Genomic DNA, 26,723 nt, shown 5'->3' with positions numbered 1-26,723 from the left:
AAATTTACAATTTTCGACTTAGCCCGTGTTCACGAACGAAGTGAGTGGACCGGGCTGGATGTTCGACGACAGGAGAACATAAGCCTGCTCCATGGAGCGTAGCGGAATGGACCGGGCGGGATTTGAACCCGCGGCCTCCACCATGCCAAGGTGGCGATCTTCCGGTCTGATCTACCGGCCCATGGGAGTTAGAGTATTCCAAAGCAGTATTTTAAATTTTTTTCTCCCTCTTTTCCATCTCTCTCTGGAGTTTTCTCTCACGTCTTCTCTTCTCCTCCTCTATTTTTTCAAGTTCTTCCTCTGGTATCTCGATTTCTCTTTTCTCCGCCACGCTGATGAATTCAGGGGGTATCTGAGCTGCTATGAACACGGTTTTTGCTGCTCTGTATATCTGGTATCCTCCCTCGATGGCTTTTTGAGTGTCTATTTCTAAGATTATTGGCTCTTCCACGCGGTGCAGTCCGGCAATGTACGCATCCTCATAGGTCTTGCTTAGGTGTACCCATTTCCTATCACCAGGCTGAAGACCTATCTCCTTGATGTACTCCAGTTCCTCCTCTGTGGTGGGATAATACAGTTTTTCTGGTATACCCTCTGTTGGGAGATCGCTGAGGTCAACCTTTATTGAGTGCCCGTAGGTGGCTCTAACCCGGTTATGCTCAACATCCAACTGATACCTGCCCTTATCATCCGTTAGCACTATTGCTATTATGTGCTTTGTTTTGAGCCATCTGAATCGTGGATGCTTTCTCTTTATTCCTTTTACAATCTGGTAAATATCCGCCCATCCTCTATCATCAAGTTGAACATGAAACCTCTCAGGAAAATGTCTTAAAATACCCGCAAGCATTCTGCTTATTGCCGTCAATTCCCAGTCATTAAGAAGGAACTTTCCCTCCTCACCGCAAATCGGACAAACATCGCCCCTAAACGGCCCATGCTTTTCACACTCTCTCAACTGAACCATTCCATCACCACCTAACGAGGAATAGAAAACAGGATATAAAGGTTATCCACTGAGTATCCACAAATTTAAATATATAATTGCCATTTTTGCGACCATGGTCAGCGAGAAGGAGGTCTGGGATGCCCTCAAAAGGGCCATTGATTTTGAACTTGGAGTGGATGTTGTTAACCTGGGTTTGATTTACGAGGTTCGTGTGGATAACGGCAAGGATGTTTACATAAAGATGACACTTACAACGCCCACATGTCCTCTGGCAAATGCCATAATTGCCGATGTTTATCAGAAGGTAAAGGCAATTGAGGGTGTGGAGAATGTGGATATTGAGGTGACCTTTGATCCGCCATGGAATCCTGATATGATGTCTCCCCAGGCCAAGAAACTTCTGGGTATTTGAGTTATGGTGAGATCAGGGTGTAGAAATATATGAGTCCTAAAATCAGGATTGATATGTTTAAGAATGGAAGGAGATACTCGTTTTCAATTACCTGAAGCACGTAGAGCATTGATAAAAACAGAACCACAAAACTGCCTATAATGAGGTATAGAATTTTCCTTTTGAATTTCCCATCCACGTAGCGATGCAGAATGAATAGATTTGCGATGCCCAGCACTATATAACTTCCCATAATTAGGTAATATATGGCGAGAGCGGGCATATTAAACATGGATACCCAACCGTAGGAGGAAGAACGCAGGCCATCTATCATATTAGTGTAGGAAATGCTGAATGCAAGGATCATCGGGAGGAATAGGAGTATGGCTTCTTTCACATTCCATCCCCTTCGCAGATAGTGTGTGAACAGGACAAAAAAGTAAAGTGAAAGGGCCAAGAGCGAGGGTGCTATTCTAGCCATGAGAAGTGCGGTATCGTATTCCTCTGTGAATTTTAGCGCCTCCACTATGCTGTATAGGAACAGGAAAAAGCTCATTATTGAGAAAAAATAGTGACTCAGGTTTTTCTCCCCTTTTGTGAATAGCACATAGATGGATACGGATAAAAATAGTATCGCATTTATAATTGTGGCTATCACACCAATTGCTTCACCCATCTCCCTCGTGGGGAAATTATACACATCATATTTAATGTTTGCTTAACGAGGAAAATATGTGATATCCATCTCCACGCTTCCTTTTAAACCTCATCCAATCCGGATGCTGATACGGGAAGAATGCCCTCTCAGGGTGTGGCATCATGCCAAGGACATTTCCCTCAGGATTCGTCAATGCGGCAATATCCTCCATTGAGCCATTTGGATTCCAGGGATATGTGGCCTTGGAGCCGTCGGGCTTGACATATTTGAATGCTATCTGCCCATTTTCAATTATTTCCTCCATTATTCTCTCGCTGGTGACGAATTTTCCCTCCCCGTGGGCCACCGGGAGTGATATGATCTCAGGCACATCACTTGTGAAGAGCCCATCCTGCAATTTCTTCAGATATGTCCACCGACATTCAAAGCGATTGGAATCGTTTATCATAAGAGCGGCCTCTGGTACCTCACTTATTCCGTTTGTGCCTGGTAAAAGGCCCAGTTCTATGAGAACCTGAAATCCATTGCATACCCCCATTATTTTCTTCCCTTCATCCACGAATTTTTTTATATCCTTTAGGGCTATAGCCTTCAATCTTGCAGCAAATATGGCACCAGCGCGAATGTAATCTCCCGCGGAGAATCCTCCGGGAATAAAGAGCATGTCGTAATCTTCCAGGCTTTTTTTGCCCCATTTAAGGAGATTCAAATGCACATATTCTGGCTCGTGCCCCAGTTCTTTAAATGCGGTGTAACTCTCCTCCTCGCAGTTCGTACCCTCAATTTGAAGTATTGCAACTCTCATATAATCACCCCATGTACCCCTTCAACGCGTTTCTCCATTCATTGCGAAGGATGTTCAGATGTATGTTAAATAACCACCTGTTTCCGTCCCTGACCTTGAGGGTGTCTCCTCCAACGATACCTATCTTTCTCGCCTTCACCACCTCCTCAAATTCCTCATCCTTCCCGTTTTTGACTTCGCACACCCATCTGGTTGCACTCTCTGAAAACAGTTTGAAATCCGCGCGCATGAAGCCAATGGGGGCAAGGTCTATTTCAGCACCCAGATTTCCACCTATGCTCATCTCTGCTAGGGTCACTGCTAGACCTCCCTGGGACACATCATGACAGGAGGCTATGAGTCCAAGATTCATGGCTCTCAGTATCTCCTCGCTTCTCGATCTCAGCTCCTTCAAATTCACCTCTGGCACGGTGGTGCTCTCCGCTCCTATGAGCCTGTAGTATTCGCTTCCACCCATCTCCTCCCTCGTCTCACCCACGAGGTATAAGGAGTTTCCCTCTCCTTTGAAATCCACGGTGGTAGCCTTTCTAACATCTTCCACTATTCCAACGGCCATGAGCACAACCGTTGGTGGTATGTTCTTTCCGAAGGCCTCGTTGTAAAAACTAACATTTCCTGAAACAAATGGTATGCCCAAAAATCTTGCAGCCTCGCCCAATCCCCTGCACGATTCTCGGAACTCTCCCATGATCTCCTCATTCTCCGGATTTCCAAAATTGAGGCAATCTGAGAATGCGTGTGGTTTAGCTCCAACAGATACGAGATTGCGTACGGCCTCATCCACGGTGTATAGCGCGCCTAAGTACGGGTTAATCTTTGCAATCTGGGGATTTGCCACGGTTGTTATGGCAATACCCTTCCATGAATCCTTTAGGGGTTTTAGCACGGCCGCATCTCCATGTGTTTCGTACCCAATTATGCCCTGCATGGGCTTTATTGCGGTTCTTCCCTGAACCTCGTGGTCGTACTGTCTTATTATCCATTCTTTGCTCCCTATGTTTGGAGAATTCAGGAGTGAAAGGAGAACTCTTCTGTAATTTGGTTCAAGGGGAATCTCCTGTTTTTTCGTAATCTTCTCCATCCTGTATGGCCTGTCATACTCCACGCCAGCGGTAACAAAATCCAAGGGTAGATTTGCGATGAGATTTCCATGCCAGAATATTCTCAAATTCTCCCCCTCAACACTCTTTCCTATTACGCTCATCTCAACGTCCCATTTCTTGCATATTTCTCTGAGTTTGGGCATGTTTTCTTCCCTCAGGGCCAGAAGCATTCTCTCCTGACTCTCGCTGACCCATATCTCCCAGGGTGCCATATTCTTCTCCTTCAGGAGCACATTTTCCAGATGAATATCGGCACCAACTCCTCCAGCGTGGCACATCTCTCCAACAACGCTTCCCAAGCCTCCTCCCCCAAGGTCCTTCATTCCTTCAATTATACCTGCATCATTTGCCTCCAATACCACATGAATCAGTGGCTCTTTTATTATGGGATTGCCCAGCTGCACAGCCTGCTTCTCCTCCTCACTCTTCTCCGTGAGAATTTTTGAGGCGAAATTCACGCCGTGGATTCCATCCCTGCCTGTCCTGCCGCCCACCATGACGAACTTGAGTCCAGGCTCGGTTACTATGCTTCTCACAATCTTGTCCTTTCTCACTATTCCAAGGCATCCGGCATTAACGAGAATGTTGTTCACAAAATCCTCATGGAAGTATGTTATGCCGGCAACTGTGGGTATGCCCACACGATTCCCGTAATCTCTTATACCTGCAATGACACCCTTCATAAGGTAGAGGGGATGCTTTATTCCGGGATTGAGTTTCTCGTAGGGATAATCGGGTGGACCGAAGAACAGGGGATCCACGAGGGCAATGGGTTTTGCACCCATGTTGAGTACATCCCTTATTATTCCGCCCACTCCAGTGGCCGCCCCACCGTAAGGCTCCACAGCGCTTGGGTGGTTATGGCTCTCAATCTTGAATACATAAGCATAGTCCTCATTGAATTCCACCACTCCTGCATCATCCTGCATCACTATTATGGCATTCTCGGATGGTATTCCAAATATGTGCTCCTTTAGCACCTTTTTTGATGATTTGTAGGAGCAGTGCTCACTCCATCCCTGCGCAATTGCGTGAATCTCCAAATCAGTTGGCTCCCTTCCAATCTCTCTGAAAAATTCCTGCAATTTTTTCATCTCATTCAAGCTAAGTGCAAGGCCCATGCTCTCGTTTATCTCGTTCAATTCCTCATCACTGGCACTGAGAATTTTAACCTCATGGACTCCCGGAAAGATCTCTCTCAATATCATATCTCCTCCACCCTTAACTCGTAATCGTGTATCACGGGATTCACAAGGAGTTTGCGTATCATCTCCTCCACTTCTTTTCTGCCCTCTTCCAGGGGCTTATCAAGGTAAATCTCGTACAATTTGGCAACCTTGACATCCTCTATCCCTTCAAAATTCAAAAGTTCCAGACTGTGCTTTATTGTCCTTCCCTCGGGATCGTCCACGCCCCCTTTGAGTTTCACAATTACCGTGGCTTTGAGCATATTTACCATATGTGGAAGTTGTACTTAATCCTTGCATATAAAAAAATTAGAGGATGATTTGGGTGCTAAATCTGTAGAGAATTATACTATCTTTAAAATTCATTAGCCCGAACAGTATCAGAAGGAACGCTGCGACTATGAGGGAGACTCTGACCCACTGGGGATAATCGTGTCTGCCAATTCCGAGTCCCAAAAATATCAACACGAGCCAGAGTATTCCCAGGTTGTATATTATGGCGGATAAGAACATAAAGAAAACGCTGGTACTGCTATCGTAGAATGGCGCCGTAGATGAAAGAATGGCACCTATGTATATTAGAATCACAGAGATTATTATGCCGGCATAGATGAGTTTGGGGCTCCTTATGGCTCTCTGTGCAAAACTCAAATTTTCCTTCTTGCCATCCATATTTTTCACCATGGTATGAATAAATTCATTGAATATAATTTTTTCCACTTATGTTTTTTATTTTGATTTCATTAAAGCAAGTGCGGGGGATCAAAGCGGATGTTAGAAATCTTTAATTACCTTGGGAATTTACGGGAAGTGTGATTGATATGTACGCAGTATTCAGATTCAAGGGAGAGGATCTAAAGATACGCAGGATTTACGAAGATGACGTAATCGCGAGACAGACCATAGTCAAGAGGGATTCCAGATCTCTTGGAATGGGGGGAAATGAGGTATACATCCTGGTAGAGGGAAGCGAGGAAGCCCTGAGACGCGCCAGAGAGATTGCTGGTGAGTTTGAGATAAGGGATGAAGAGGCGGAGAAGGTATACAAAAAGATAAAAGAGGAAGAGGAGGAAGCCTCTCTTGGAATGGGGGCCATATTCGGATGATGCACATAATCCTGGCGGATAGCGAACTGGAAATCGTGCCCCGTGAGATTCAGGGACATCCCGCAGTAGTGAAGCATGCTAGGGCTAGGAAGAAGAGACCCTCAAATCTGCTCTTGGATGCCACCTACCATCATCAGGCCATAAGGAGCAAGTATGGAAGCGAAGCCGAAAGGCGTGGCAGACCAGACATCGTGCATTTCTTCCTTATGAATGTGCAGGAATCAATCCTAAATCATCGGGGCAAACTGAGAGTTTATGTGCACACCAGAAACAATGAGGTTATCCACATATCTCCCGAAACCCGTTTGCCGAAGTCCTATCCCCGCTTCGTGGGGCTTATGGAGAATCTATTTCACAATGAGTGCGTTCCAAATTGCGATTCTCCTCTGATGTGGGTTGAGAGGAAATCCCTTCAATCACTGGCCATGGAGATAGGTGATCCCGTAATAGTTCTCTCCGAGAAGGGTGAGAGGGTGAATCTCAAGGATTTTGAAATTCCTCAGGATGTTACGTTTATAATTGGTGGTTTCCCCAGCGGTGATTTTCTGAGCAACGTTGAATTTGCCAGAAGAGTATCAATTGCCGATGAAACCCTCATGGCCTGGGTTGCCGCCTACGAGATCATCGCGAGGTACGAGGCCCTGCACCTATAATTTTTTATCCCAAAATCCCATATATGCGTGATGCCCAGTTTGGTGAGGAAGAGAAGTGGAGACTACGTGCTTTACGATAGAAGAAGGATTGTAAACGCCATAAAGAAGGCATTTCTGGAAACGGGAGAGGTTGATGAGCCCGAGAGGGTGGCGGAGGATTTATCCATCCTCGTGGAGGAGAGAATCAGGAAGTACGATGTGCCCACAGTTGAGCAGATTCAGGACGAGGTTGAGAAGGTACTTATGGAAAAAAAATATGTGTCCACGGCAAAGGCCTACATTCTTTACAGGGAGAACAGGAAGAGAGTCAGGGAGGCAAAGGAGATTATTGGTGTGAAGGATGATCTCAAGTTAAGTATAAATGCCGTGAAGGTCCTTGAAGCGAGGTATCTTTTGAAGGATGAGAACGGTAATATTGTGGAAACGCCAAGGCAGATGTTTTATCGCGTTGCAAAATTTGTGGCCCTCGTGGATGCCCTTTATTTCGAGGAAGTTTACGATATCAGTGGAAAGCAGAAAATTAGAAAGACGGAGTTCACGGGTAAGCACAATTTGAGCACCTACGAATATGAAATGCTCCGTCGTGCTTACAGGAGATTGAACCTGAAGGGGCATATGAAGGTGGATTTTTCCGAGTTTATGCGCATTCTGAGCGATAAGTGGGATGTTTTGGAGGAGAGGACCAGGGAGTTCTACTCTCTTATGGTGAATCGCCTGTTCATTCCAAACTCTCCCACGTTAATGAACGCGAACACGAAGTTAGGGCAGTTAAGCGCGTGCTTTGTTCTTCCTGTGCCTGACAGCATAGAGGGCATATTTGACGCGGTCAAATATGCGGCCATGATTCACAAGAGCGGGGGAGGAACTGGATTCTCATTCTCACGATTGAGGCCCAAGGGGGACATAGTGGCGAGCACAATGGGTGTGGCCTCAGGGCCCTTAAGTTTCATGCGTGTATTTGATGTGGCGACTGATGTAATAAAGCAGGGAGGAAAGAGAAGGGGCGCGAACATGGGAGTGCTGAGCGTGCATCATCCGGACATTTTGGATTTCATCACATCGAAGGACAGCGAGAACAGGGTGCTGAGTAACTTCAACATAAGCGTGGCGATAACGGATGAATTCATGGAAGCGTTGCTCAACGATGAGGATTATGCATTGAGAAATCCAAGGACGGGGGAGGAGGTTAAGAGGATAAGGGCGAGGCAGGTATGGGATTTAATAGTGACGCAGGCTTGGAAGACAGGAGATCCGGGAATAATATTCATAGACGAGATAAACAGGAAGCATCCGGTGAAGCATCTGGGCGAGATAGAGAGCACGAATCCGTGCGGAGAGCAACCCCTATTGCCCTACGAATCCTGCAATCTGGGCTCAATAAATCTATCGCTCTTCGTTGAGAATGGGAAGGTGAAGTGGGATAGACTTCGCAGAACGGTGCATACTGCGGTGCATTTCCTTGATAATGTTATAGACGCGAACAAGTATCCTCTGCCACAGATAGAGCGTATGACCCTGCTAACTCGAAAGATAGGCTTGGGCGTAATGGGCTGGGCAGAGATGCTGATCAAGTTAGGGATACCGTACGATAGCGAGGAGGCCATAGAACTGGCCGAGAAGGTAATGAAATTCATAAACGACGAATCGCACAGGGCGAGCATGAAACTTGCGGAGAAGAGAGGAGTGTTTCCTGCGTGGGAGGGGAGCGAGTGGTGGAAGAGGGGCATAAGAATAAGGAACGCGACCACGACCACGATAGCACCAACGGGCACCATAAGCATAATCGCAGGCACTTCATCAAGCATAGAGCCTTTATTTGCCATAGCATTCATTCGCCGAGTGCTTGAGGGAGAGGAGCTACTTGAGGTGAATTCTTTATTTGAAGAAATTGCAAAGAAGCGTGGATTTTACTCAGAGGATCTCATGCTTGAAATTGCAAAATCTGGAAGCATACAAAATCTTGACGTTCCGGAGGAGATAAAGAGGCTGTTCCGCACAGCCCATGATATCAGTCCTGAATGGCATGTGGCGATGCAGGCTGCCTTCCAGAAGTATGTGGATAATGCCGTTAGCAAGACTGTGAATTTGAGGTACGATGCAACTCCCCAGGATGTGGAAAACGCCTATATGCTTGCCTTCAAACTCAAATGTAAGGGCATAACCATATACAGGGACAAGAGCAAGAAGGAGCAAGTCATAGAGAAGGCGGATAGGGCTATTGAGAAACTTATGGAGAGAAAGGAAGAGATGGTCCAGTTAAAGTTGTTTCCCGAGGAGTATGTCAAGTTAGATTCCACTGAAACCGCTGCCTGCAGGGATGGCACATGCGATTGAGCAAAACTTTTAAATGTGCCACGCGTTAAAGGTCTATGCTTGATTCCCTGGGTGAATCCCTAAGAAACACGCTCAGAAAGATATCTAAGGTAGGTTATGTGGATGAGTCCTTGATAAAGGAAGTGGTGCGTGACATACAGCGTGCCCTTTTGAAGGCGGATGTTGAGGTGCATCTCGCCTTGAAATTATCAAAGAATGTGGAGCGCCGTGCAATGGAGGAAAAGCCTCCGAGTGGAATGAGTCATCGCGATTTTCTCATAAAAATAATCTATGAGGAACTAGTTGCCATTCTGGGCAGAGAAAAGGAAGTGGCACTGAAGCCCCAGAAGATTATGCTCGTCGGCCTGTACGGACAGGGTAAGACCACAACTGCGGGAAAACTTGCGAAGTATTTTCACAAGAAGGGGCTCAGCGTTGCCCTTGTGGCCTGTGATGTTCATAGACCCGCTGCCTATGAGCAGTTGAAGCAGATTGGAGAGCAGATCAATGTGCCTGTGTTCGGAATTCCTGGCGAAAAGGATGCGAGAAGGATTGCAAGTGAGGCTATGCGAAAGATCCGTGAGGCACAGGTTAAGATATTTGACACATCCGGCAGGCATGCATTGGAGGACGATCTGATTGAGGAGATAAAGGATCTGAAGGAGATAATTCAACCAGATGAGATTTTCCTTGTTATGGATGCCACTATAGGACAGCAGGCGGGTAAGCAGGCCAAAGCTTTTCACGATGCTGTTGGCATAACCGGAGTGATAATAACGAAGATGGACGGCTCTGCCAAGGGTGGAGGAGCCTTAAGCGCGGTTGCAGCCACAGGAGCGCCTGTGGTATTCATAGGCACGGGAGAGCATCTTGATGATCTTGAGCATTTCAATCCAACACGTTTCATCTCACGCCTATTGGGAATGGGCGACCTGGAAACTCTACTTGAGACCGCCAAGGAACTTGAGATGGATGAGGAGAGGGCGGAGAAGGTCATGGAGAAGATGATGAGCGGAAAGTTCAACCTCAAGGATATGTACGAGATCTGGGAGCAGATGGCCAAGCCTGGTCTGCTTCAGAAAATTCTCTATTCCATTCCTTTCTTCAAAATGGGAGACATAGATAAGAATATGGTGGAGGAGAGCGAGGAGAAATTGAAGAGGTACCGCATAATTATGGACTCCATGACCTATGAGGAACTGGAGAACCCAGAAATAATAAAGGCATCCAGAATAAGGCGTATAGCCCGTGGCAGTGGCAAGAGCGAGCAGGAGGTTCGTGCGCTTCTCAAGGAGTATCACAGGATGAGGAAGGCAATGAAGCAGATGCGTGGAAATCGTAAACTAATGCGCGCTCTGAGAAGGCAGATGAAGAGTGGAGATTTTGACTTTTCGGGATTGGCATGAGGTCATTCTTGGTTGTAGGTCACAAGTTCAGGGGCGATATAAATCTAAACGACCTTCCTGGCTCTGGTAGGATCGATGTGATTGCAAGATGCATAAATGCCTCCATTTTTCTTTCCCATGACATAAGGAGGGATGTGATCTTTTTAGCGTATTTTCCCCAGATCTCTGCGAGAATAAAAATTGATTCTTCAAGGGTCAAGTACCTGAATCCTGATGAGAGAAGCACAGCCGCGCTCATCAGAAATGCAATAATAAAAATGGATGATGAGGAAATATGCAGTTCTCCTGGATTTTATGTGAAGCGTGAGAGTTTCAGAGAGGTTATTGAAGAGATCAAATCCCTGGGCAGGATTTATTATCTCCACGAGAAAGGTGAAGATATGAGGGGGATAGCTCTCTCGGATAAATCCGCCTTTATCCTCAGCGATAGTGTGAATTTCAGCCCGGAGGAAGAGAAGATGATTTTGGAATTTGCAGATGCCCGTATATCCGTTGGACCGAGAAGCATACTTGCATCTCACACAATTACCATAGTTCATAATGAACTGGACAGGCGAGGTTTATGAAGCCCATAAGGATTCGTTTATCCTATGGTACAGCGGTTAAGATGGGATTGCACAGGGGCAGGATGCTTGCAGAGCCCACAACAGCATACATTATGCTGGGGGAGAAATGCGTATCCAACTGCTCGTTTTGCTCTCAAAGAAGGGATGCCAGGAGGGAGGGATATCTTTCAAGAATTCTCTGGCCCGAATACCATGTCTCCGTGCTTAAAAACATTCGTGGATTCTCCCGTATATGCTTTCAAACCCTTGATTATCCGGAGGTTGTGGAGGATCTTTTGAGCATACTTCCAATTCTGCCAGATATACCCGTTTCGGTTTCAATAGTTCCAATTTCCCGTGAAGATATGAAAAAACTTAGGGATGCAGGCGTGGAAATTCTCAGCATAGCCCTTGACGCTGCCAATCCGAAACTATTTGACAGGGTTAAGGGTAAGGATGTCGGAAATCGCTTTACTTGGTCCTCTCATTGGAACGCATTGCTCCAGGCTAGGGAAATTTTCGGTGCTGCCAATACCCATCTCATTGTTGGTCTTGGCGAGGAGGATCTGGATATTTATACCCTTATGGAGAAATTGTACGAGATTGGCATAACCGTGGCTCTTTTCTCCTACACTCCGGTTCTTGGAGGGTCTGCCCCTCCTGTAGGGAGATACCGTGCCATACAGCTTTCAAGGTACCTTATCTTCAAGGGTTACCGGGAATTTGCAGAGTTTGAAGATGGCAAAATATCCAGCATTTCCATTCCGGAGGATGAGATGGGAAATGTGCTCAGGGGCATACCTTTTCTCACCTCTGGATGCCCGGGTTGCAACAGACCTTTTTACAATGAAAGACCGGGTGGCATGATTTACAATTACCCCAACCTTCCTGGTGAAGAAGAGATCAGGATGGTGATGAAGCAGTTAACTTCCTACTTGAATTTGCGATAGATTTTAATATCTTTTAGTGGATTTTGAATTATGAGAACCCTGTATTTCAAGGTATTTTCAAGAACGGAGTGCAATTACATAAATCCCAAGAGGGATAGAATAAATCTCATTGCGGTGAAAAGCGATAACCTTGAGATTCTGGATGGTGGAGAACGCGAGATTATTGAAAGATTTGTTGAGATATTCAAGGCCTATGATCCCGACAGGGTTATAGGATTCAGGCAGGATTCTGAGGATTTTCCACTTCTCAAAGAAAGATCAAGAATGTATGGGATTCCATTGAATCTTGGGAGAGATGGAAGTGAAATTGAATTTTCCGGTAAATATTTCAGGGGCATAATTTTAAAGGAAACAAAAATTCATGGAAGGGAGAATATTGATATGTTTTCCATAGCTTGGCGCGATTTTCCAAATCTCCCAACGAAGGATATTGACGAACTTGCGGGTGCGGTCGGTCTTAAATTCAAGAGGATTTTCCAGTTCAAACTGAAGGATCTGTTACAGGAAGATATGGAAAAATATGCGAGGGATTACATTTCAATTGTGGAAAAAATTTCCTCTGAGATTCTACCTTTCCAGGAGAGTTTGAGTGAAATCACGGGTGTGCCCTTGCACAGACAGACGAGAATGACTGTGGGAGAACTCATAGATGTGCTTGTGAAAAGGGAGATGGAAAAGAGAAAAATAGGGAAGATAAGGGTTGGGGGAAAGGGTAGATACGAGGGAGGGTACGTGTATCTTAAATCTCCTGGAGTTTATGAGAGTGTCGTGTATCTTGATTTCCAGAGCATGTATCCGAGCATAATCAGGGTATGGAACATAAGTCCCGAAACTGTGGATATGGGGGAGGGCGAAATGGTTGAGGTTGAGGGTACAAGACACAGGGTAAGGAGGGATTTTCAGGGAGTCATACCTCATCTTATTGAAGACTTTTTAATTAGAAGGCAGGAAATTAAAAAGATATTGAGGGATAAATACAGCAAGAAGCTGGATGCTGAGCAGAGAGCATTGAAGGTTATGGCAAATGCCATGTACGGCTATATGGGGTGGAATGGAGCCACTTACTACAATAGAAATGCAGCGCAGCTTATAGCAGCCCTTGCGAGATACTATATAAAGGAGGTGAAGAAAAGGATAGAGGGCATGGGTGGTAAGGTGATATATATAGACACGGATGGCATCCAGTTCACTGGTGGTGATGTTGATAGGATCTTGGAAGATATAAATTCCTCCCTTCCACTGGATCTGGAGTTTGAGAGAATTGCAGATAGGGCAGTTTACTGGAGCAAGAAAAAATACGCACATCTATCATCCGAAAAGGTTTACGGGGTTGGGCTTGAATACATACGCCGGGATTACCCTTCCATAATAAAGGAGGCCCAGAGGTCAGTTGTTGAGCATCTTTTGAAGGGTGAGTACGATGAGGCAAGAAGTATAAGAAATAAGTACCGTCGCAGGATAAGTGGTTTTGATTTTGAAATTGAAGAAATTGCAATTGTGGAGCAGATGACCAAGAAGCCAGAGGAGTATGAGAAGGCCACAAAGGCGAGTGTCGCTGCGAGATTGCTGATGGAGAATTTTGGGATTGAAGTTCACAGGGGTATGTACATTTACATTGCCATTGTTCGTGGAGCTGGAGGTCCAACCCACAGGGCAAGACCAATTGAGATGGTTCACCCCAAGGATGTCGATGTGAATTATTATCTGAAACTGTACGATGAAACAATAAATCGCACATTTGAGCCATTCGGGGTGAGTCCTATAAAGCAGTGGTTTTAACCTTTGACCCTCCCTCTAAGTTTCACGGCCTTTCCCCTTCTCTGCTCCACCATGTCCCAGGAACTCATCCTTGCAATGCCCCATCCCCTTAACTCATTTTTGTGGGCGATCGCAACCTCGTCTCCCTCCCTAATCTCCTCGGAAGCATAGTTTATACCAGCGGCAAAAACATCACCCTCCGGGTAGAAGTCGTCTATTTCTACAATGTACTTACCCTCAGAGAGCAAGCATTTTGCGGACTCCTCAGTTAGGGTGAGCATACCCTTCTCCGGATTGTACCCGAATAATCTTTTTCCATCCTTCCAGATGTTGATCTGCTGGTACCTGCCCTTTATCTTTGCTCCATCAAGCATATCCTCACAGGTTCCAAACTGGAATCTTGCAAGGGATTTCATGTTTTCCAGTTCCATTTTTCCTCTGGGTACATGGTATCCGAGTTTTCTCGTTTCTTTTTCAAGATTTTCAAAATCTTTGCCCCATATCTGTACTACACCGAACTCGTTAAGCAATTTTTCCAAGAATTTCATGCTTTCGGGGAGAAAGGAGACTATTCCTTCGTATTCATTGTTTTCCAGGTACCATCGTAGATTTTCTTCTATAATTTTCTTCTCATCCTCGTACCAGTGTCCGATCACAGGTATATCGTAATTCTGGGCAGGATAGAACCTTTCAAGTTCTCTGGGAACGAGGGCTAGTGGGGAAGTGAGTATGACCTCATGCATTGTGCTCTTTATATACAACCTCATCTCCCTGTGGCTTCTGGACTCCGAATATGGTTTTCTCGCACTGCAGGGTATGAGAAGAAGGTATTTTGCCCAATCTGGTTTTTTGTATCTCTCCCTCAAACGTTCCAACCATCTCTGAATATCCGGTCTGAAAAGAGAATCCAGGGAAACTGCCTTGAGCGTTCTGGACCACACTGGATAGAATCTCTCTTGGATGTGGTAGTACTTCATATCTAGGTACCTCAGAATCTCCTTTGCCTTTACGTTTGGAACGCTCTCCACCAGTTCTCTGAGATTCCCGTTTTCCAGGGCAATTCTTACCTGCTTGATCATGAGTTCTGAAAAGTTATCAATGCCCCTTCCCGGTCCAAGGAATGAGTATTCATCCATCTTTTCAATGGAGTTGTCAAATAGGTCGTAGCCCAGATATACCATTATTGGAAACAGGTGTGGAGGAGTGCCGGGAGCGTAAAGAAGTTTGTCGTAACCTATTCTTTCCCTCAAATCAATGGTAAAATCCACAAGATCCCTTGTGTTCCTGAGCATGGTGAGAATGTTTGGAACAAGGTAAATGCTCTCCTTTATTTTTATTTCTCTCTCCTTGAATAATGGAGAGAAGAGCACATCCCTCTCAATTTCAAAATCCAGGAATCGGAATGAGTTATTCCTGAATTCTATGTCCTCTCCCACCTTGAGTAGCCCGGGAGTTGTTATTTCTCCCTCCGTAATTTTTGCCAGTCCAAATCTTTTTTGTAGCATGGAATCACTCGAAGTTGAATGGTGTGCCGCATTTTAAGCATTTGCCCACTCTCTTGGCACATGGAAGATGATAAACGGCACCGCAGTTGTCGCATACCACAATATCCAGTCCTGGAAGTATTGTACCACGGCATAGAGTACATTTAACCTTCTCCTTATTTTTCTCGATGTGGAATCCCTTCTTGCTTACCTTGAACTTTGTTGTTATTTCTTCTTCATATTCCCTGTTATCGAACCTCTGATATTTTAAATTTATATGCACAGCATCCCCTTCTCCCGGAGTTAATAGCGTATCCACGTATTCGGTGCCTGATTTTGCAAGTTTCACAACCCCTATTGGCTTATCGGTGTTCAAAGCCCCGTTCATTGTGATGGATATGTTATTTGCATCCACATTTCCTGTGTTCTTTATTTCAAGTTTGACCATGTACCTGTCATCCGTCTTGTTTGCATTCATTATCGTTACCCTTATCTCCGGCTTTAGTTTGTCAATTTCCTCGTTTATCTCATTGGCAATTACATCCATCTTCTCGATGGCCTTTTCAAGATCCTCTGGAGAGGCGAGAATAACCTTCAGTTTTTTTATCTGCTTATCCATATTCAAACCCAGGGAAATGGCACGCTTTATCAGATCCTTAAGGCTGAGAGCCTTTGTGTTGAACCTGCTTACAAGATTTCTATAGTTGCCTACATAGGATATGGCCTCATCAGTCAATTTGATCAGGTTGAGATAATCCTTTTTCTGGTATAGTTCCTCCATTCTCTCCTTGAACTCCTCGGCTTTCTTCTTGCTGTACTTTGCAACCATGGATAAAGAACGCTGCATTTTCTCCTTGGAATACTCATCAATGTAAACTTCAAAGTTATTTTTAAGGGATTGAAGGTCTTCCATAATCTCCTTGTAATCTCTCTCTCCTATTTTATCTGCCAGGTCCTTTGCCTTTTCAATGTAATCCGAAACACTCACTCCTGCTTTTTCAAAGTTTTTCACATTCTCTACGAATTCATCTATGTAATTTTTTAGAATTTCAGGGATGATGGAATCCACCTTCTCCATAACCTTGGGAAAATTTTTAAAGAAATCTCTTGGATTTTTCATTAGTTCTTCAAGTTTTCTCCTCTCCTCCGCAAGATTGATCTTGTTTCTGAGAGACGAGTTTTCTACGAAGGCTCTCCTCTCTTCAAATTCATCCATAAAGGCTCTCATCCTTTCTTTCAACGCATTATCTATCTCTACCTTTAACTGGTTTATCAGGCTCTCCGCCCTTGATATGTCATCTTTTTCAAAGGCCTCGTCGATGGACTTTACCAGATCTCCAAATTTATCGCGCAGATCGAACTCGATGAGCATTTTCAAAAGTGGCTCATATTTTACCCTGTACTGCTCCTTCGTACTCTCAATTGATCTCCTTGCCCTCTTGTATGCATCGTTAACAAACCTCAGTGCCGCCTCGTAATTCAGTTTCTGAAGTTCACTCTTTGCCCTTGCCAGCGAGAGAAGCACATTCTTCATATCTATGCCCTTCTTCTTGGCTTGCTGGATGTAAACCTTTATCTTGGCATTTCTATCCTTTATGATGTATATGGTCCTTTCAATGCTCCATAGTTTCTCACTTATCTCCAAGATTCTGTGTATGGCTTCTCTGTACCTCTCATTTAAAAATAGAATTCTTGCGTTCTTGTATTCCTTTATTATGTCTGGAGGAAGTAAACGACCCATGCTCTTTATCTTCATCTCCGTGGTCCTGAGCATTTCATAGGCAGTATTCTTTTGCATTTCAATATTCTCCACCTCTTCTAGGGCTTCAAACATCAAATAAAGTGCAGTCTTATAATTTCCTTGGTTCATTTGGCTTCTAGCACGTGAGATCATGCCCTCGGCCGCAGTCACATCCTCTCCCATCCTGCGCATTTTGTCAAGTTCATTTTCTACGGTGGAAAGGATGGCATTTATCTTCTCTCTTATCGCATCTTCTAACTCCTTTAGGAGTTCTTCAAGTTTGCTTATTTTTTCTGTGTTATCTTCAATTTCCTCAATCTCTTTTATCCTCTCTGCAAATTTGTCAGAGTTCAGACCCAGAGAGGACATTATTGCCAGGAGGGAGGAGATCCTATCTTCAATCTCCTGAAGTTTCATCTTGTCTCCGTGAATTCTCTTCACATCCTCCTCAAATTTCTTTAGGATGGAAAATGCGCCTATGATGTCTCCTCCCCAGAACATCTCTTTTCCTTCCCTGATTGGTTTTGTGTTGATGGTTGCACCCATGTCCTGAAGATCCTGAACCATACTCTCAATCTGAGAAACGTAATTTTCAAACACCTTCTCCACAGATTTTCTCAATTTTTCAAGTGTCTCTTTTCCCACCTCTTCAAGAGCCTCATACTCCTTATTCCTGTACTTCAAAAAGAACTCTCCAGTTATGCTCAGGTACTCCTTTCTCAAATTGAAATCCCTCATTATTCTTCCCAGCGCTTCTATTTCATCTTTCAGGGCTTCTATTTTCTCCTCCAGTTGGATAAGAGTTGCTCTCTCAAATCCCTGATTTGTTAATTCTTCTGCAGAATCAAAGTTGTTCTCTTTGATTTCCCTCTCTATATCTTTGAGCAGTTTTTCCAGTTCATTAACTTTCAGCCCCATATCTCTTAGTTCTTCCAATCTGTTTTCAAGTGCACCTCTTCTCTCATCCAATTTCTTAATTTTACCAATAAGTTCCTGCACCAACTTCTTCAACTTGGATGTGTGTTCAAGAACTCCCTGGTAATCTCCGTTTTTAAGGCATTTTTCAGCCTCAGTGAGCATATCCTCTATTCCATTTTTCTTCACGTCTATGCCGGCTCTGATCGCATCGTCTAGGGAATCCTTTGCGGATTCAAATGCTCTCTGTGCTATGCTCTTTGAAAATGTCTCAATAAGTGCCCTTGCCTCCTTAACGTGTTCTTCTACCTTTCCAAGATCCTTGGAATTAAGAGCATTCCTTGCGGAGTTTATGTACTCCTCTATTTTTGATACGTCCTCTCCGAGAGATCTGAGGAAGTCACACTTGCTCTCCAAGTCAATCAGCATATCTTCGTATTTCTTTGCTTCTATCTTGAAAACCTCACTCTCCATGGCCTTTACCTTTTCAAGAGAGCTATCTATATCCCCTGAATCCACATAATTTTTGAGATCTTCCAGCTCTCTTTTTAACTCCTCGTATTTCTCAAAATCTGAGATGCGGGATTTTATTGAATCAAGGATGTTCGTGTACAATCTCTCCTCAATCTTACGAAGGGTTATTATGGCATCCTTGTAATTTTCCTCCTCAATTAATTTGTAGGTGTTGTCAACCTCGATTTTCAAATCCTCAAGGTCAATTCCCGCCTCCTGGGCCTTGGATATCCTGGAGTTTATTTCCTGGGTTAGGGAGGTGGCTATTTCCCTGATGTTTACCTTGATTAAATTTTTCAGGTCATCTATCATCCTCTCTGCATCCTCTGGCTTTTCATCCACCTTCTTCTCAATATCAGCAAGTTTGTCCTCAACCCCCTCCAAAATTATGTTTTCCCTTTTGAAACCTTCAATGGTATCCTTCAGTTCCTTTATCTCACTTTTGAGTTGTGAATAAAGATTTACTCTCCTCTCAACCATATTTATGGCGTTTTGCACAGTATCGTAGGCCCTTTTGTGCTTGCCTATTTTTATGAAATTTCTTGCATTCTCTATCATTGATAGATATGGGCCTATGTCAATGCCGTTGTTCTTTGCCTCCAGAAGTCTATCCCTTGCTATTTTTATGAGGTCCATGACCTTTCTGAGTTTTATTTTCTCGGCTTCCTCGGTGGCCTTTCTTACAAGGTTCACGGCCTCTTCAAGTTCTTCTTTTTCATAGGCCTCCTTTGCCCTCTCCAGAAGGGATTTGGGACCGCTCATATCCTCCCCCATCGCTTCCCCTTCTCCGATCAGGATCTTGGATATGTCTATAATCTTGGTGAAGAACAGCTTAAATGCGCTTTTTGTATCCTTGAGATACTCGTTGGAGGCCCTTATCGCTGCGGGGAAATCTCCGTTTTTCAGCGCATTTTCAGCATCGTTTTTCTTGCCCTCATCCACAGGTAGGGTGTAGTGGGCTGATTTTGCTATGGCTATGAGCTTGTCTGCCTCGGTTATTTTCTCATTCATTATTTTCTTTACCCTATCCCTTATCTTTTTCTCAATTTTTTCTAGGGAATCCAGTATTTCCAGAGAGGAACCGCTGATTTTTTCAATTTCCTCTTTTATATCCTCAAAATTTTCAAGACCCGTTATTTTTGCGAGTATCTCTCTTCTCCTTCTTTCCGCAAGGTCTTTTAGGGAAGATGAAATCTGCAATGAAATGTTTTCCATTATGTTCAAACTTTCAACAAAATTTGTGGAGAGTTTGGATTTTGCCTCATCCATATTCGCCTTTATTTTTGCAGAATCTTCTATTTTTCCGGAGGAAAGAAGTTTGGCGATCTTTTTCTCGTTCTCTTCAAATACCTTGGTGGCCTCACTGCTCAGCTTGGTGAACATTGGTTCTAGGATTCCAAGTGCCTTATCAAAATCCTTGATTGAAAAGGCATCCTTGGCCTTTTTGAAATCATTTAAATATGTCCCCACATCCACATATTTTTTGAGAATGTTTAGGCCAGATTCAATATCCTTTATGAGTTTCTCTGACCTCTCCCTTTTTTGCTTAATTTCCTGTGCCCTTTTCTCTAACTCTTTCTCGAGTTTTATCCTGCTAAGATATGGACTTGGCAATTTCAAACCTCCTTATTAACTCTTATTAAACTTCCCGATTTAAATTTTACCTTATCTTCTCCAGACTCAAATCTTTTTGTAGTTTTTCTCCACCCATCTCATAGCGCTCTTCCAGAAGGGGAATCTTTATGTCCGTGAGAACAACAAGGACACGCATTCTATCACCAAACTCAGGGTCTATTCTTGCCCCGATTATTATATTTGAATTATCTTCCAGCATGGATGATATGGCGTCTATGGCGGCGTGGATCTTTGAAATGGGGACATCCTCCCCTGTGGTTATGTGTATTAGCCCTCCCTTCGCCTTTGAGTAGTCCATATCCATTATGAGCGGCCTGTTGAGGGCATCAGTGACTATCTTTCTTGGATCGTATGTATCACCTTCCCCTATGAGAATTGTGGAAAAACGGCCGCTTGCCATTAATCTTCTCAGATCTGAGAGATCTATGTTCATAAGTGAGGGCTTTGTGAGCACGTCAATAAATGAAATGATGGTATAGCTCACCAGTTGGTCCATGACCATAAATGCCTTTTGAAGCGGTAAATTGGGCACAATTTTCATGAGTTTATCGTTTTCCAGCACGATCACTGTGTTTGAAGATTTTACAATTCTTCTTAGACCATCCTTGGCTCTGGAGAATCTTGCCTTCTCTATTTTGAATGGTAGTGTGGCTATTGTTATAACGAGTGCCCCAAATTCCCTTGCAATATCCGCAATCACGGGCGTTGCTCCGGTTCCAGTGCCCCCGCCAAGACCTGTGGTTATGAATGCAACATCCACACCCTTGAAAAATTCCGCGATTTCCTTCCTTGCGAGAATGGCACTGCTCTCTCCCCTCTCCACAAGCCCACCTGCTCCGAGACCTCTCGTGCCCTTTTTTAGGAGGATTTTTTTATCAGCCTCTATGCTCATCAAATGTGCCATATCCGTGTTTATGGCAATTGTGGGGGTGGATAAACCCAATTTTTTCATTCTGTTAACTGCGTTGCAGCCCGCCCCTCCGACACCAACCACCACTACGTTGATCTTATCCTCATAGAACCCTTGGCCAGCGAGAGCGTAGGCGGAGGCCCTTCTGAAAAGGGATTCTATGCTCAATTATATCTCACCCTCCTCCAGTTCCTCCTTCAGCCCCCTTTCTATGCTCTCCTTTGCAAGCATGGAAATCTGCTTTCTTACGTACTCCCTGACTGCGGTGCGTATGGCATCGTCCAGGTCCACAGCGTCTCCCTCCTCCACGAGACGTGTGAGCATTGCCACTGTGGCCTTTGGCAGATCAACGCTTATCTTCTCAATGTTTCTGGGAGCAAATTTTTCTGCAAGGAAATTTTCAATGGCTGTGCGCACAACCTCCGATATGTTTTTGAACTCACCGCTCTTGACGAGTTCTTCCATCTTCTCCGCCGCATTGCGGGATAGCCTTATGGTGATCCTTATGGAATCCGACATTCCAACTGCCTCTTTTCAAATTTTTGTCTGACGATATGTATCACGTGGGGGGTATATATACTTTTTCCTCCTCATACCGAGGAAAAATGTATTTATTGGAAAAATATTGGGTGGGTATGGACACCGCAAGCGATGCCAGGATCCTGATGGCCGAGAAATGCGTGAGAGATATGGAGAAGTACATTGGGAATATGAGGGATGTTAAAAAGAGTGGCATTTTGAAGGAACTGGAGGCAAAAATAATGGAGTTGAAGTACTCTTACGGCGAGTTGGAAGATCTCAAAACCATTCTTGAAGATATTAAAAAATTCTGCGTGGATATTGTTAATATTCTTGGAGGAAATGAGTGGGCGACCAGGTTGAAGGGTATGAAGTTCAGTGCTCTCAGTATAGCCCATATAAAATTCTGTCTCAACATTCTGTACAATCTTGAAAATCGGCTCAAACTGCCATCCAAGCCCGAGTACGCTGTTGATATCCGCATAGGTGAGGTGGAGAGTGTGATGAAGCATCCAAATGCAAGTAAGTTGAGGATATGCAATGTTAACGTTGGAAAGGTAGTAACTGTGGTAACTAATATTGAGAGTGTGAAAGAGGGTGAAAAACTCGCAGTTGCTCTCCTTCCTCCGGCTGAGTTTTTTGGAGTGGTCAGCGAGGGGATGTTCTTGTCCCATGAATCCAAGAATGGAACCCCTGGAGAGATGCCAGCATTGACCGATGAGGAGAGAAACAATGCCAGAAAGGAGGTTTTAAAATATCTTAGATGACCTTTTTCCCATTATTTTCAGGGGTTTTGCAAGGTGTCTCCTGGCTATTACAGGCACCTCGTACCACTCCTCTTTTATTTCCCTCTCAACTATCCGGTAGATGGCTGCACTTTCAGGTAGTTTGAATCCGCATTTGCGGCATCTGTAGCCCTTTCCCCTTCCAATGCTTTCCATTTTTCTTCCACATTTTGGACATACGGGATTTGAGACCTTTACCCTTTTTTCTGCCAGTTTGAGCACGTGTATTTTTTCAATGTTTACGCTTCTTGGCTCACTGCGTACGCTTCCGTAAACTTCTATCTCGTCTCCTTCAATGAGTCCTTCCACTATCCTCCTGAAATTTTTGGTTGGTTCGTAGGCTGCACAGTCAATCTCGCCCGTATTATCCCTCAGTGTGAGGATCACGTGCCCTCCCTCAATTTTTCTGGGCTTTGCTGTAACTTTGCCCCTGATTTTAACGTTCTCGTTCATCCCTATTTCCCCTATTTTTTTGGAAACTATGTGGTCGTCACTGCCCTGGTTTGTAAGAAACAGGAACCAGGAGTCGTACTGCTCACTTATGATCATATCCTTGGCCCTTATTAAATCGTCCGGGTCCGTGCCCCTGATACCGTAAAGTACGGGGGTTTTTGAATGGGGTACAATGGCGACGTATCCGTTTTCATAGTCGTAGTTATCGAAGGTGCTCTTTATTTCACTGTCCATCTCAATTACGCTCCTGGCATCTATGAACCTTTCCTTGTTCCACCTATCCTCTGGAAGGTAGGTGAGAAGTTCGTAGGTGAAATGCCTTGCCCTCCATGCAATACCTGCAGATGCTCCAATTATGCCACGTCCATTTTTGAATTTTGCGTATTTTGCCCCGTGCTCTTTCAATATCCCTTCAACATAATCCAGAGAGACCACACCTCTGACCGTTATCCAGTACAATTTTTCTGGTAGTTTTCTCTCTGATATCACAATGCCCGGGTTTGTGGAATCATTCTCAAGAACAAAATAATTTTTCACCTTTTCCACAATATCTTTCAGTTCTAGGGATATGTTCTTGCCGTTCCTGTAGGCATGGATTTTTCTTCCCCTGATTTCTCCCACTATTCTTTTCTCCCCGTATCCCCTTCCAACTCTTAGAACCACGGCACCGTTGCCCCTCGTTTTCCAGGGTATGTTAGGATTCAATCTAACCAGTCTCGGGGGACCGATAAGATCAAACCCCTCCTTTTGAAACTCTTCAACAAGAACCTTTACAAGGTATGTGGTGCACATCCCGCTGCGTGAATCCGTGTCGTCCATGCCTATGTACACGTCCTTACATTTCCCTCGCATATTTGGATTTATCGCATCTAAAAATTTAAATATGAAAAGGGATTAAGCACCTCTGGTGGGTTTTATGGAGTACACGAGATTTGAGAAAGCGCGCATAATCGGCGCACGAGCCCTTCAAATATCAATGGGCGCTCCTGTTCTGATTCATTTGCCGGAGGACATAGTTGATCCTCTGGATATTGCAATGTACGAGTTTGAAAAGGGGATTATTCCCATAACCGTGAAGAGGGCTAAATAAGGAACTCTTCATCGTTTTTCGGAAGGAACACATCAAAGCCCATATTTTTCAAATCCTTTGCCAGAGCCTCTCTGTTATCGCCGTGCATCAGTATTATCTTCTCAGGTGAGCATTTTTCGGCGAATTCCACGAGTTCTGAATGTCCCGCATGGGCGGAAAAGTCAAAGAAATTCAATTCCATATCTATTTTCTCTTTTATCCCGTAGAGTTCGAGTATTCCCTCGTCCATGAGCAATCTTCCATTTGTACCCTCAACCTGATATCCTGTGAGAAGAATCCCACTTCTCCTATCATTTTTCAGGTGGTTTATGTAATGCAGAACGGGACCCCCCTCAAGCATGCCTCCGGTGGCAACGATCACATCCCCATTTAGTGCCTTTCTTCTGTCACTCCTCCTTCTAACAATGTTCATCTTGTTCCTCGCCCTTTTCAACTTTTTTGCGGATCTCAGGTACTGTGGATACTGTAGGAATAGGTTTGTTATGAACCTGCCCATACCATCTATCCAAACATCATAATCAGTTTTTGCCAGTATCAGCATGATCTCCTGGGTTCTGCCAACTGCAAATACAGGAACCACTGCCTTTCCTCCGCGTTCCACGATTTCCTCAATCTTTTCCAGGAAATTTCTCTCCACTTCGTCCCTGGGAGGGTGCTCCCTGCCCGCGTAGGTACTCTCCATGATAAGCACATCAGTCTTCACGGGCTTTGTGCCCCATACGAGATGGGTATTTACGGTCTGTATATCTCCTGTGAAGAGTATGGTTTTATCGTCCCTTATCTCGTACATTGCACTGCCGGGAATGTGTCCCGCACTGTGGGGCACTATATCCAATGAGCCAAGTTCAACGGGCTTTCCGTACTCAACGGGTATGAGCGCATCCGTGGTGCTTTCAACCTCCTCCTTTGTGTATGGAATGGGAAAACCCTCAATATTGGCTACCTTGATTGTATCGTTGAGCATGAGGGGAAGAACGGCGTTTGTTGGCTCTGTTGCATATATGTTTGCCTCATAGGCTGTTGAGATTTTCGGCACCATGCCCGAATGGTCAAGATGCACATGGGTTAGAAACATGGAATCCACGGGGGGAGCAGGTAGGGGATACGCGGGAGGTTTTGAGGGAGTGAGCCCATAATCAAAAAGCAATCTCAACTCATCGAATTCCATGTACAATCCGAGGCTTCCAACCTCCTCTGCGCCTCCAAGAAACCGCGCTCTTACCATCTTTACCATCCTTGTGGTTATTGGGCAACCTATTTAAAGTTTCTTATCCTCGCCCTTGCATAGTTTTATGAAATGCCTGACTCCCTCTATGGGTCCCTTTGCGAGTAAAATGTCTCCTGGAAGTATTTTTGTATTTTCAGTGGGCCCGAAGATCCAGTTTTTACCTCTCTTAATTGCTATAATCCACATTCCCGTCTCGCTTGCCAGATTAAGATCGCCCAGGGTTCTGTTTGCGAGGATGCTCCCCTCTCTTACCCTGGCGCGGGTGATGGTCACATCGCTCTCCCTTATGCTCTCCCTTATGATTGGATGGGGTTCAATGTCGCGCAGAACAACATCTGCAATCTGTACCGCAGAATCTGAAATTGCCTCGATGCTTGTTGCAAGTCTTATTAGAATCAGCGCAGCATAGGGATTTTTCTCCTCGATCGCCTGCTTTATTGCCTCCTCCTCAAGGTGATAATAACTTTCATCGATTTTTTCCTCTAAATATTTCACCTCCTCTGCAATTTCCTTGTTGTTGAATATGAGGGCAGAGTAGGCAAGGTCAACCATAAGTTCTGATATGTTCTTCATCTGGATTAGTTTCTCACCTAGTCCCATGACTCTTCACCCCTTGCAACCCTATCCAGGAACTCGTATCCGTCCTCAGTGCCCCTGACTATGAGCAAATCCTCGCTCTTGATCCTAACATCATCCTCTGGGTCGTAAATCCAGCTACGTCCCCTCTTTATGGCTATTATTCGCACACCGCTCTCAACTTCCACCTTTAGATCTCCGAGTGTTCTGTTCACTATGCTTGAATTTGGATACACCCTCACAACATGGATTTTTTCATCGGCCTTCAGGAACAAACTTGGGAGAAACGGTCTTGCCGTTATGTCAAGATCAAGGAGATATGCTATATCAGCCGCCGCATTGGCCAGATTTTTGGATGAATCGGCCATCTGCAAAATGCCTGCAAGTTGTTCTGCCTCATCAGGAGTGTTAGCTGCCAGCATGGTGAGGATTCTTATCTTATAGGTGAGCTCTTCAATTTCTTTCTCTAAGCTTTCAACTTCCTTTGCCAGATCCTTGCTGTCTAGGATTACGGCAGAATAGGCGAGATCCACGATGAGTTCCGATTTTTCCTTTATTTCCACGAGCAAATCCTTGACATTCTCCATTATTGGTGCGAAGAAAATTAAAAGATATAATGTTTTCGCCTTAATCCTGTCTCACGTAGTAATTTTCTCCTCCTCTTATCTCTATGTTCCAGCCGTATAGCAGGGCTTCAACTATTTTTTTCCTTCCGCTCTTCAAATCGTTCCACAGCGTTTTTCGGGAAATACCCATCCTTGCAGCAGCCTCCTCCTGGGTCAATCCTTCCACATCCACGAGCCTCAGGGCTTCAAGTTCTGAATACGTTAGGACAATGCTCTTTGTGTATGGCATTCCCATTGGTGCGTAGGTGCTTACGGGAGGCACGTAGGAGATCCACCTTGGCCCACGTCTCCTGCCACGACGGCCATATCCTCTCATTATTTACACAAATGCGACTTAATATATATGCATTGCTGAAAATGGAGCAAAATAAATAGGGCAAAATTTTAATAATTGAAAGTTAATTTGCCTCAAAATTTGAAGGGT

General features: G+C 44.6%; 25 protein-coding genes and 1 tRNA gene. 10 read left to right on the top strand and 16 right to left on the bottom strand.

Features of this window, described 5'->3' with window-relative positions:
- Positions 1 to 107 precede the first annotated feature (107 nt).
- Positions 108 to 181: transfer RNA gene (locus ACIM339_RS00480), tRNA-Ala, on the bottom strand.
- 30 nt (positions 182 to 211) lie between these two features.
- The gene (locus ACIM339_RS00475; protein WP_015282648.1) at positions 212 to 967 is read right to left on the bottom strand and encodes an RNA 2'-phosphotransferase; all 756 of its coding nucleotides are present in this window, start codon (positions 965 to 967) and stop codon (positions 212 to 214) included.
- 94 nt (positions 968 to 1,061) lie between these two features.
- Here ACIM339_RS00475 and ACIM339_RS00470 point away from each other — a divergent pair, with 94 nt between their 5' ends.
- Entirely contained in the window at positions 1,062 to 1,361 is a 300-nt protein-coding gene (locus ACIM339_RS00470; RefSeq protein ID WP_015282647.1) for a metal-sulfur cluster assembly factor, read from the top strand.
- A gap of 1 nt (position 1,362) precedes the next feature.
- Here the strand turns inward: ACIM339_RS00470 and ACIM339_RS00465 are convergent, their stop codons facing one another.
- From ACIM339_RS00465 to ACIM339_RS00445, 5 genes are read right to left on the bottom strand one after another with little or no spacing between them, the layout of a single operon-like run.
- Complete coding sequence (locus ACIM339_RS00465) at positions 1,363 to 2,016, bottom strand: histidine kinase N-terminal 7TM domain-containing protein (RefSeq protein WP_015282646.1); 654 nt, start codon at positions 2,014 to 2,016, stop codon at positions 1,363 to 1,365.
- A gap of 31 nt (positions 2,017 to 2,047) precedes the next feature.
- The gene (gene purQ, locus ACIM339_RS00460; RefSeq protein WP_015282645.1) at positions 2,048 to 2,803 is read right to left on the bottom strand and encodes a phosphoribosylformylglycinamidine synthase subunit PurQ; all 756 of its coding nucleotides are present in this window, start codon (positions 2,801 to 2,803) and stop codon (positions 2,048 to 2,050) included.
- A 4-nt stretch (positions 2,804 to 2,807) separates the two neighbouring features.
- Positions 2,808 to 5,114, bottom strand: coding sequence for a phosphoribosylformylglycinamidine synthase subunit PurL (gene purL, locus ACIM339_RS00455; RefSeq protein ID WP_015282644.1), 2,307 nt, complete (start codon positions 5,112 to 5,114; stop codon positions 2,808 to 2,810).
- On the bottom strand, positions 5,111 to 5,356 hold the full coding sequence (gene purS / locus ACIM339_RS00450; protein WP_048103641.1) for a phosphoribosylformylglycinamidine synthase subunit PurS: 246 nt from the start codon (positions 5,354 to 5,356) through the stop codon (positions 5,111 to 5,113). Before purS ends, purL begins: the two co-directional genes overlap by 4 nt.
- A gap of 46 nt (positions 5,357 to 5,402) precedes the next feature.
- Complete coding sequence (locus ACIM339_RS00445; protein WP_162007662.1) at positions 5,403 to 5,774, bottom strand: hypothetical protein; 372 nt, start codon at positions 5,772 to 5,774, stop codon at positions 5,403 to 5,405.
- 140 nt (positions 5,775 to 5,914) lie between these two features.
- On the opposite strand from ACIM339_RS00445, the gene ACIM339_RS00440 reads away from it, so the two are divergent.
- From ACIM339_RS00440 to ACIM339_RS07785, 7 genes are read left to right on the top strand one after another with little or no spacing between them, the layout of a single operon-like run.
- Positions 5,915 to 6,199: a hypothetical protein gene (locus ACIM339_RS00440; protein ID WP_015282641.1), complete on the top strand. Its 285-nt coding sequence runs from the start codon at positions 5,915 to 5,917 to the stop codon at positions 6,197 to 6,199.
- Positions 6,196 to 6,852: a hypothetical protein gene (locus ACIM339_RS00435; protein WP_015282640.1), complete on the top strand. Its 657-nt coding sequence runs from the start codon at positions 6,196 to 6,198 to the stop codon at positions 6,850 to 6,852. Before ACIM339_RS00440 ends, ACIM339_RS00435 begins: the two co-directional genes overlap by 4 nt.
- 30 nt (positions 6,853 to 6,882) lie before the next feature.
- Entirely contained in the window at positions 6,883 to 9,186 is a 2,304-nt protein-coding gene (locus tag ACIM339_RS00430; RefSeq protein ID WP_015282639.1) for an adenosylcobalamin-dependent ribonucleoside-diphosphate reductase, read from the top strand.
- Positions 9,187 to 9,221: 35 nt separating this feature from the next.
- On the top strand, positions 9,222 to 10,571 hold the full coding sequence (locus ACIM339_RS00425; RefSeq protein WP_015282638.1) for a signal recognition particle protein Srp54: 1,350 nt from the start codon (positions 9,222 to 9,224) through the stop codon (positions 10,569 to 10,571).
- On the top strand, positions 10,568 to 11,137 hold the full coding sequence (gene trmY / locus ACIM339_RS00420) for a tRNA (pseudouridine(54)-N(1))-methyltransferase TrmY (protein WP_015282637.1): 570 nt from the start codon (positions 10,568 to 10,570) through the stop codon (positions 11,135 to 11,137). The genes ACIM339_RS00425 and trmY overlap by 4 nt, the downstream gene beginning before the upstream one ends.
- Positions 11,134 to 12,066: a radical SAM protein gene (locus tag ACIM339_RS07955; protein WP_015282636.1), complete on the top strand. Its 933-nt coding sequence runs from the start codon at positions 11,134 to 11,136 to the stop codon at positions 12,064 to 12,066. Before trmY ends, ACIM339_RS07955 begins: the two co-directional genes overlap by 4 nt.
- Positions 12,067 to 12,096: 30 nt before the next feature.
- Positions 12,097 to 13,845 carry a DNA-directed DNA polymerase gene (locus ACIM339_RS07785; protein ID WP_015282635.1) on the top strand — a complete coding sequence of 583 codons (1,749 nt, stop codon included), beginning with the start codon at positions 12,097 to 12,099 and terminating at the stop codon, positions 13,843 to 13,845.
- Here ACIM339_RS07785 and ACIM339_RS00405 read toward each other — a convergent pair.
- From ACIM339_RS00405 to ACIM339_RS00390, 4 genes are read right to left on the bottom strand one after another with little or no spacing between them, the layout of a single operon-like run.
- Complete coding sequence (locus tag ACIM339_RS00405; RefSeq protein WP_015282634.1) at positions 13,842 to 15,329, bottom strand: DUF5591 domain-containing protein; 1,488 nt, start codon at positions 15,327 to 15,329, stop codon at positions 13,842 to 13,844. The genes ACIM339_RS07785 and ACIM339_RS00405 overlap by 4 nt on opposite strands.
- 4 nt (positions 15,330 to 15,333) lie before the next feature.
- Positions 15,334 to 20,091: an RING finger protein gene (locus tag ACIM339_RS00400; protein ID WP_015282633.1), complete on the bottom strand. Its 4,758-nt coding sequence runs from the start codon at positions 20,089 to 20,091 to the stop codon at positions 15,334 to 15,336.
- A 46-nt stretch (positions 20,092 to 20,137) separates the two neighbouring features.
- Positions 20,138 to 21,190: a cell division protein FtsZ gene (gene ftsZ, locus ACIM339_RS00395; RefSeq protein WP_015282632.1), complete on the bottom strand. Its 1,053-nt coding sequence runs from the start codon at positions 21,188 to 21,190 to the stop codon at positions 20,138 to 20,140.
- Complete coding sequence (locus ACIM339_RS00390) at positions 21,191 to 21,541, bottom strand: ribbon-helix-helix protein, CopG family (RefSeq protein WP_015282631.1); 351 nt, start codon at positions 21,539 to 21,541, stop codon at positions 21,191 to 21,193.
- Positions 21,542 to 21,657: 116 nt separating this feature from the next.
- Here ACIM339_RS00390 and ACIM339_RS00385 point away from each other — a divergent pair, with 116 nt between their 5' ends.
- The gene (locus ACIM339_RS00385) at positions 21,658 to 22,308 is read left to right on the top strand and encodes an RNA-binding protein (RefSeq protein WP_015282630.1); all 651 of its coding nucleotides are present in this window, start codon (positions 21,658 to 21,660) and stop codon (positions 22,306 to 22,308) included.
- Here ACIM339_RS00385 and ACIM339_RS00380 read toward each other — a convergent pair.
- A complete protein-coding gene (locus tag ACIM339_RS00380; protein WP_015282629.1) occupies positions 22,291 to 23,631 on the bottom strand; it encodes a tRNA(Ile)(2)-agmatinylcytidine synthase in 1,341 nt (446 codons plus the stop codon). The two genes, ACIM339_RS00385 and ACIM339_RS00380, sit on opposite strands and share 18 nt — an antisense overlap.
- A gap of 64 nt (positions 23,632 to 23,695) precedes the next feature.
- On the opposite strand from ACIM339_RS00380, the gene ACIM339_RS00375 reads away from it, so the two are divergent.
- Positions 23,696 to 23,869 carry a DNA-directed RNA polymerase subunit K gene (locus ACIM339_RS00375; RefSeq protein WP_015282628.1) on the top strand — a complete coding sequence of 58 codons (174 nt, stop codon included), beginning with the start codon at positions 23,696 to 23,698 and terminating at the stop codon, positions 23,867 to 23,869.
- On the opposite strand, the gene ACIM339_RS00370 is transcribed toward ACIM339_RS00375, so the two are convergent.
- The 4 genes from ACIM339_RS00370 to ACIM339_RS00355 are packed head-to-tail and all read right to left on the bottom strand — an operon-like array spanning position 23,862 to position 26,615.
- Positions 23,862 to 25,094: an MBL fold metallo-hydrolase gene (locus ACIM339_RS00370; RefSeq protein ID WP_048103637.1), complete on the bottom strand. Its 1,233-nt coding sequence runs from the start codon at positions 25,092 to 25,094 to the stop codon at positions 23,862 to 23,864. The two genes, ACIM339_RS00375 and ACIM339_RS00370, sit on opposite strands and share 8 nt — an antisense overlap.
- Positions 25,095 to 25,127: 33 nt before the next feature.
- Positions 25,128 to 25,697, bottom strand: coding sequence for a potassium channel family protein (locus tag ACIM339_RS00365; protein WP_015282626.1), 570 nt, complete (start codon positions 25,695 to 25,697; stop codon positions 25,128 to 25,130).
- A complete protein-coding gene (locus ACIM339_RS00360; RefSeq protein WP_015282625.1) occupies positions 25,688 to 26,260 on the bottom strand; it encodes a potassium channel family protein in 573 nt (190 codons plus the stop codon). Before ACIM339_RS00360 ends, ACIM339_RS00365 begins: the two co-directional genes overlap by 10 nt.
- Before the next feature lie 40 nt (positions 26,261 to 26,300).
- Positions 26,301 to 26,615 carry a DUF134 domain-containing protein gene (locus tag ACIM339_RS00355; RefSeq protein ID WP_015282624.1) on the bottom strand — a complete coding sequence of 105 codons (315 nt, stop codon included), beginning with the start codon at positions 26,613 to 26,615 and terminating at the stop codon, positions 26,301 to 26,303.
- Between the last annotated feature and the right edge of the window lie 108 nt (positions 26,616 to 26,723).

Origin of the sequence: Aciduliprofundum sp. MAR08-339 (assembly GCF_000327505.1) — an archaeon.
Classification (GTDB): domain Archaea; phylum Thermoplasmatota; class Thermoplasmata; order Thermoplasmatales; family Aciduliprofundaceae; genus Aciduliprofundum.
This window is presented reverse-complemented; position numbering and strand designations above follow the sequence as displayed.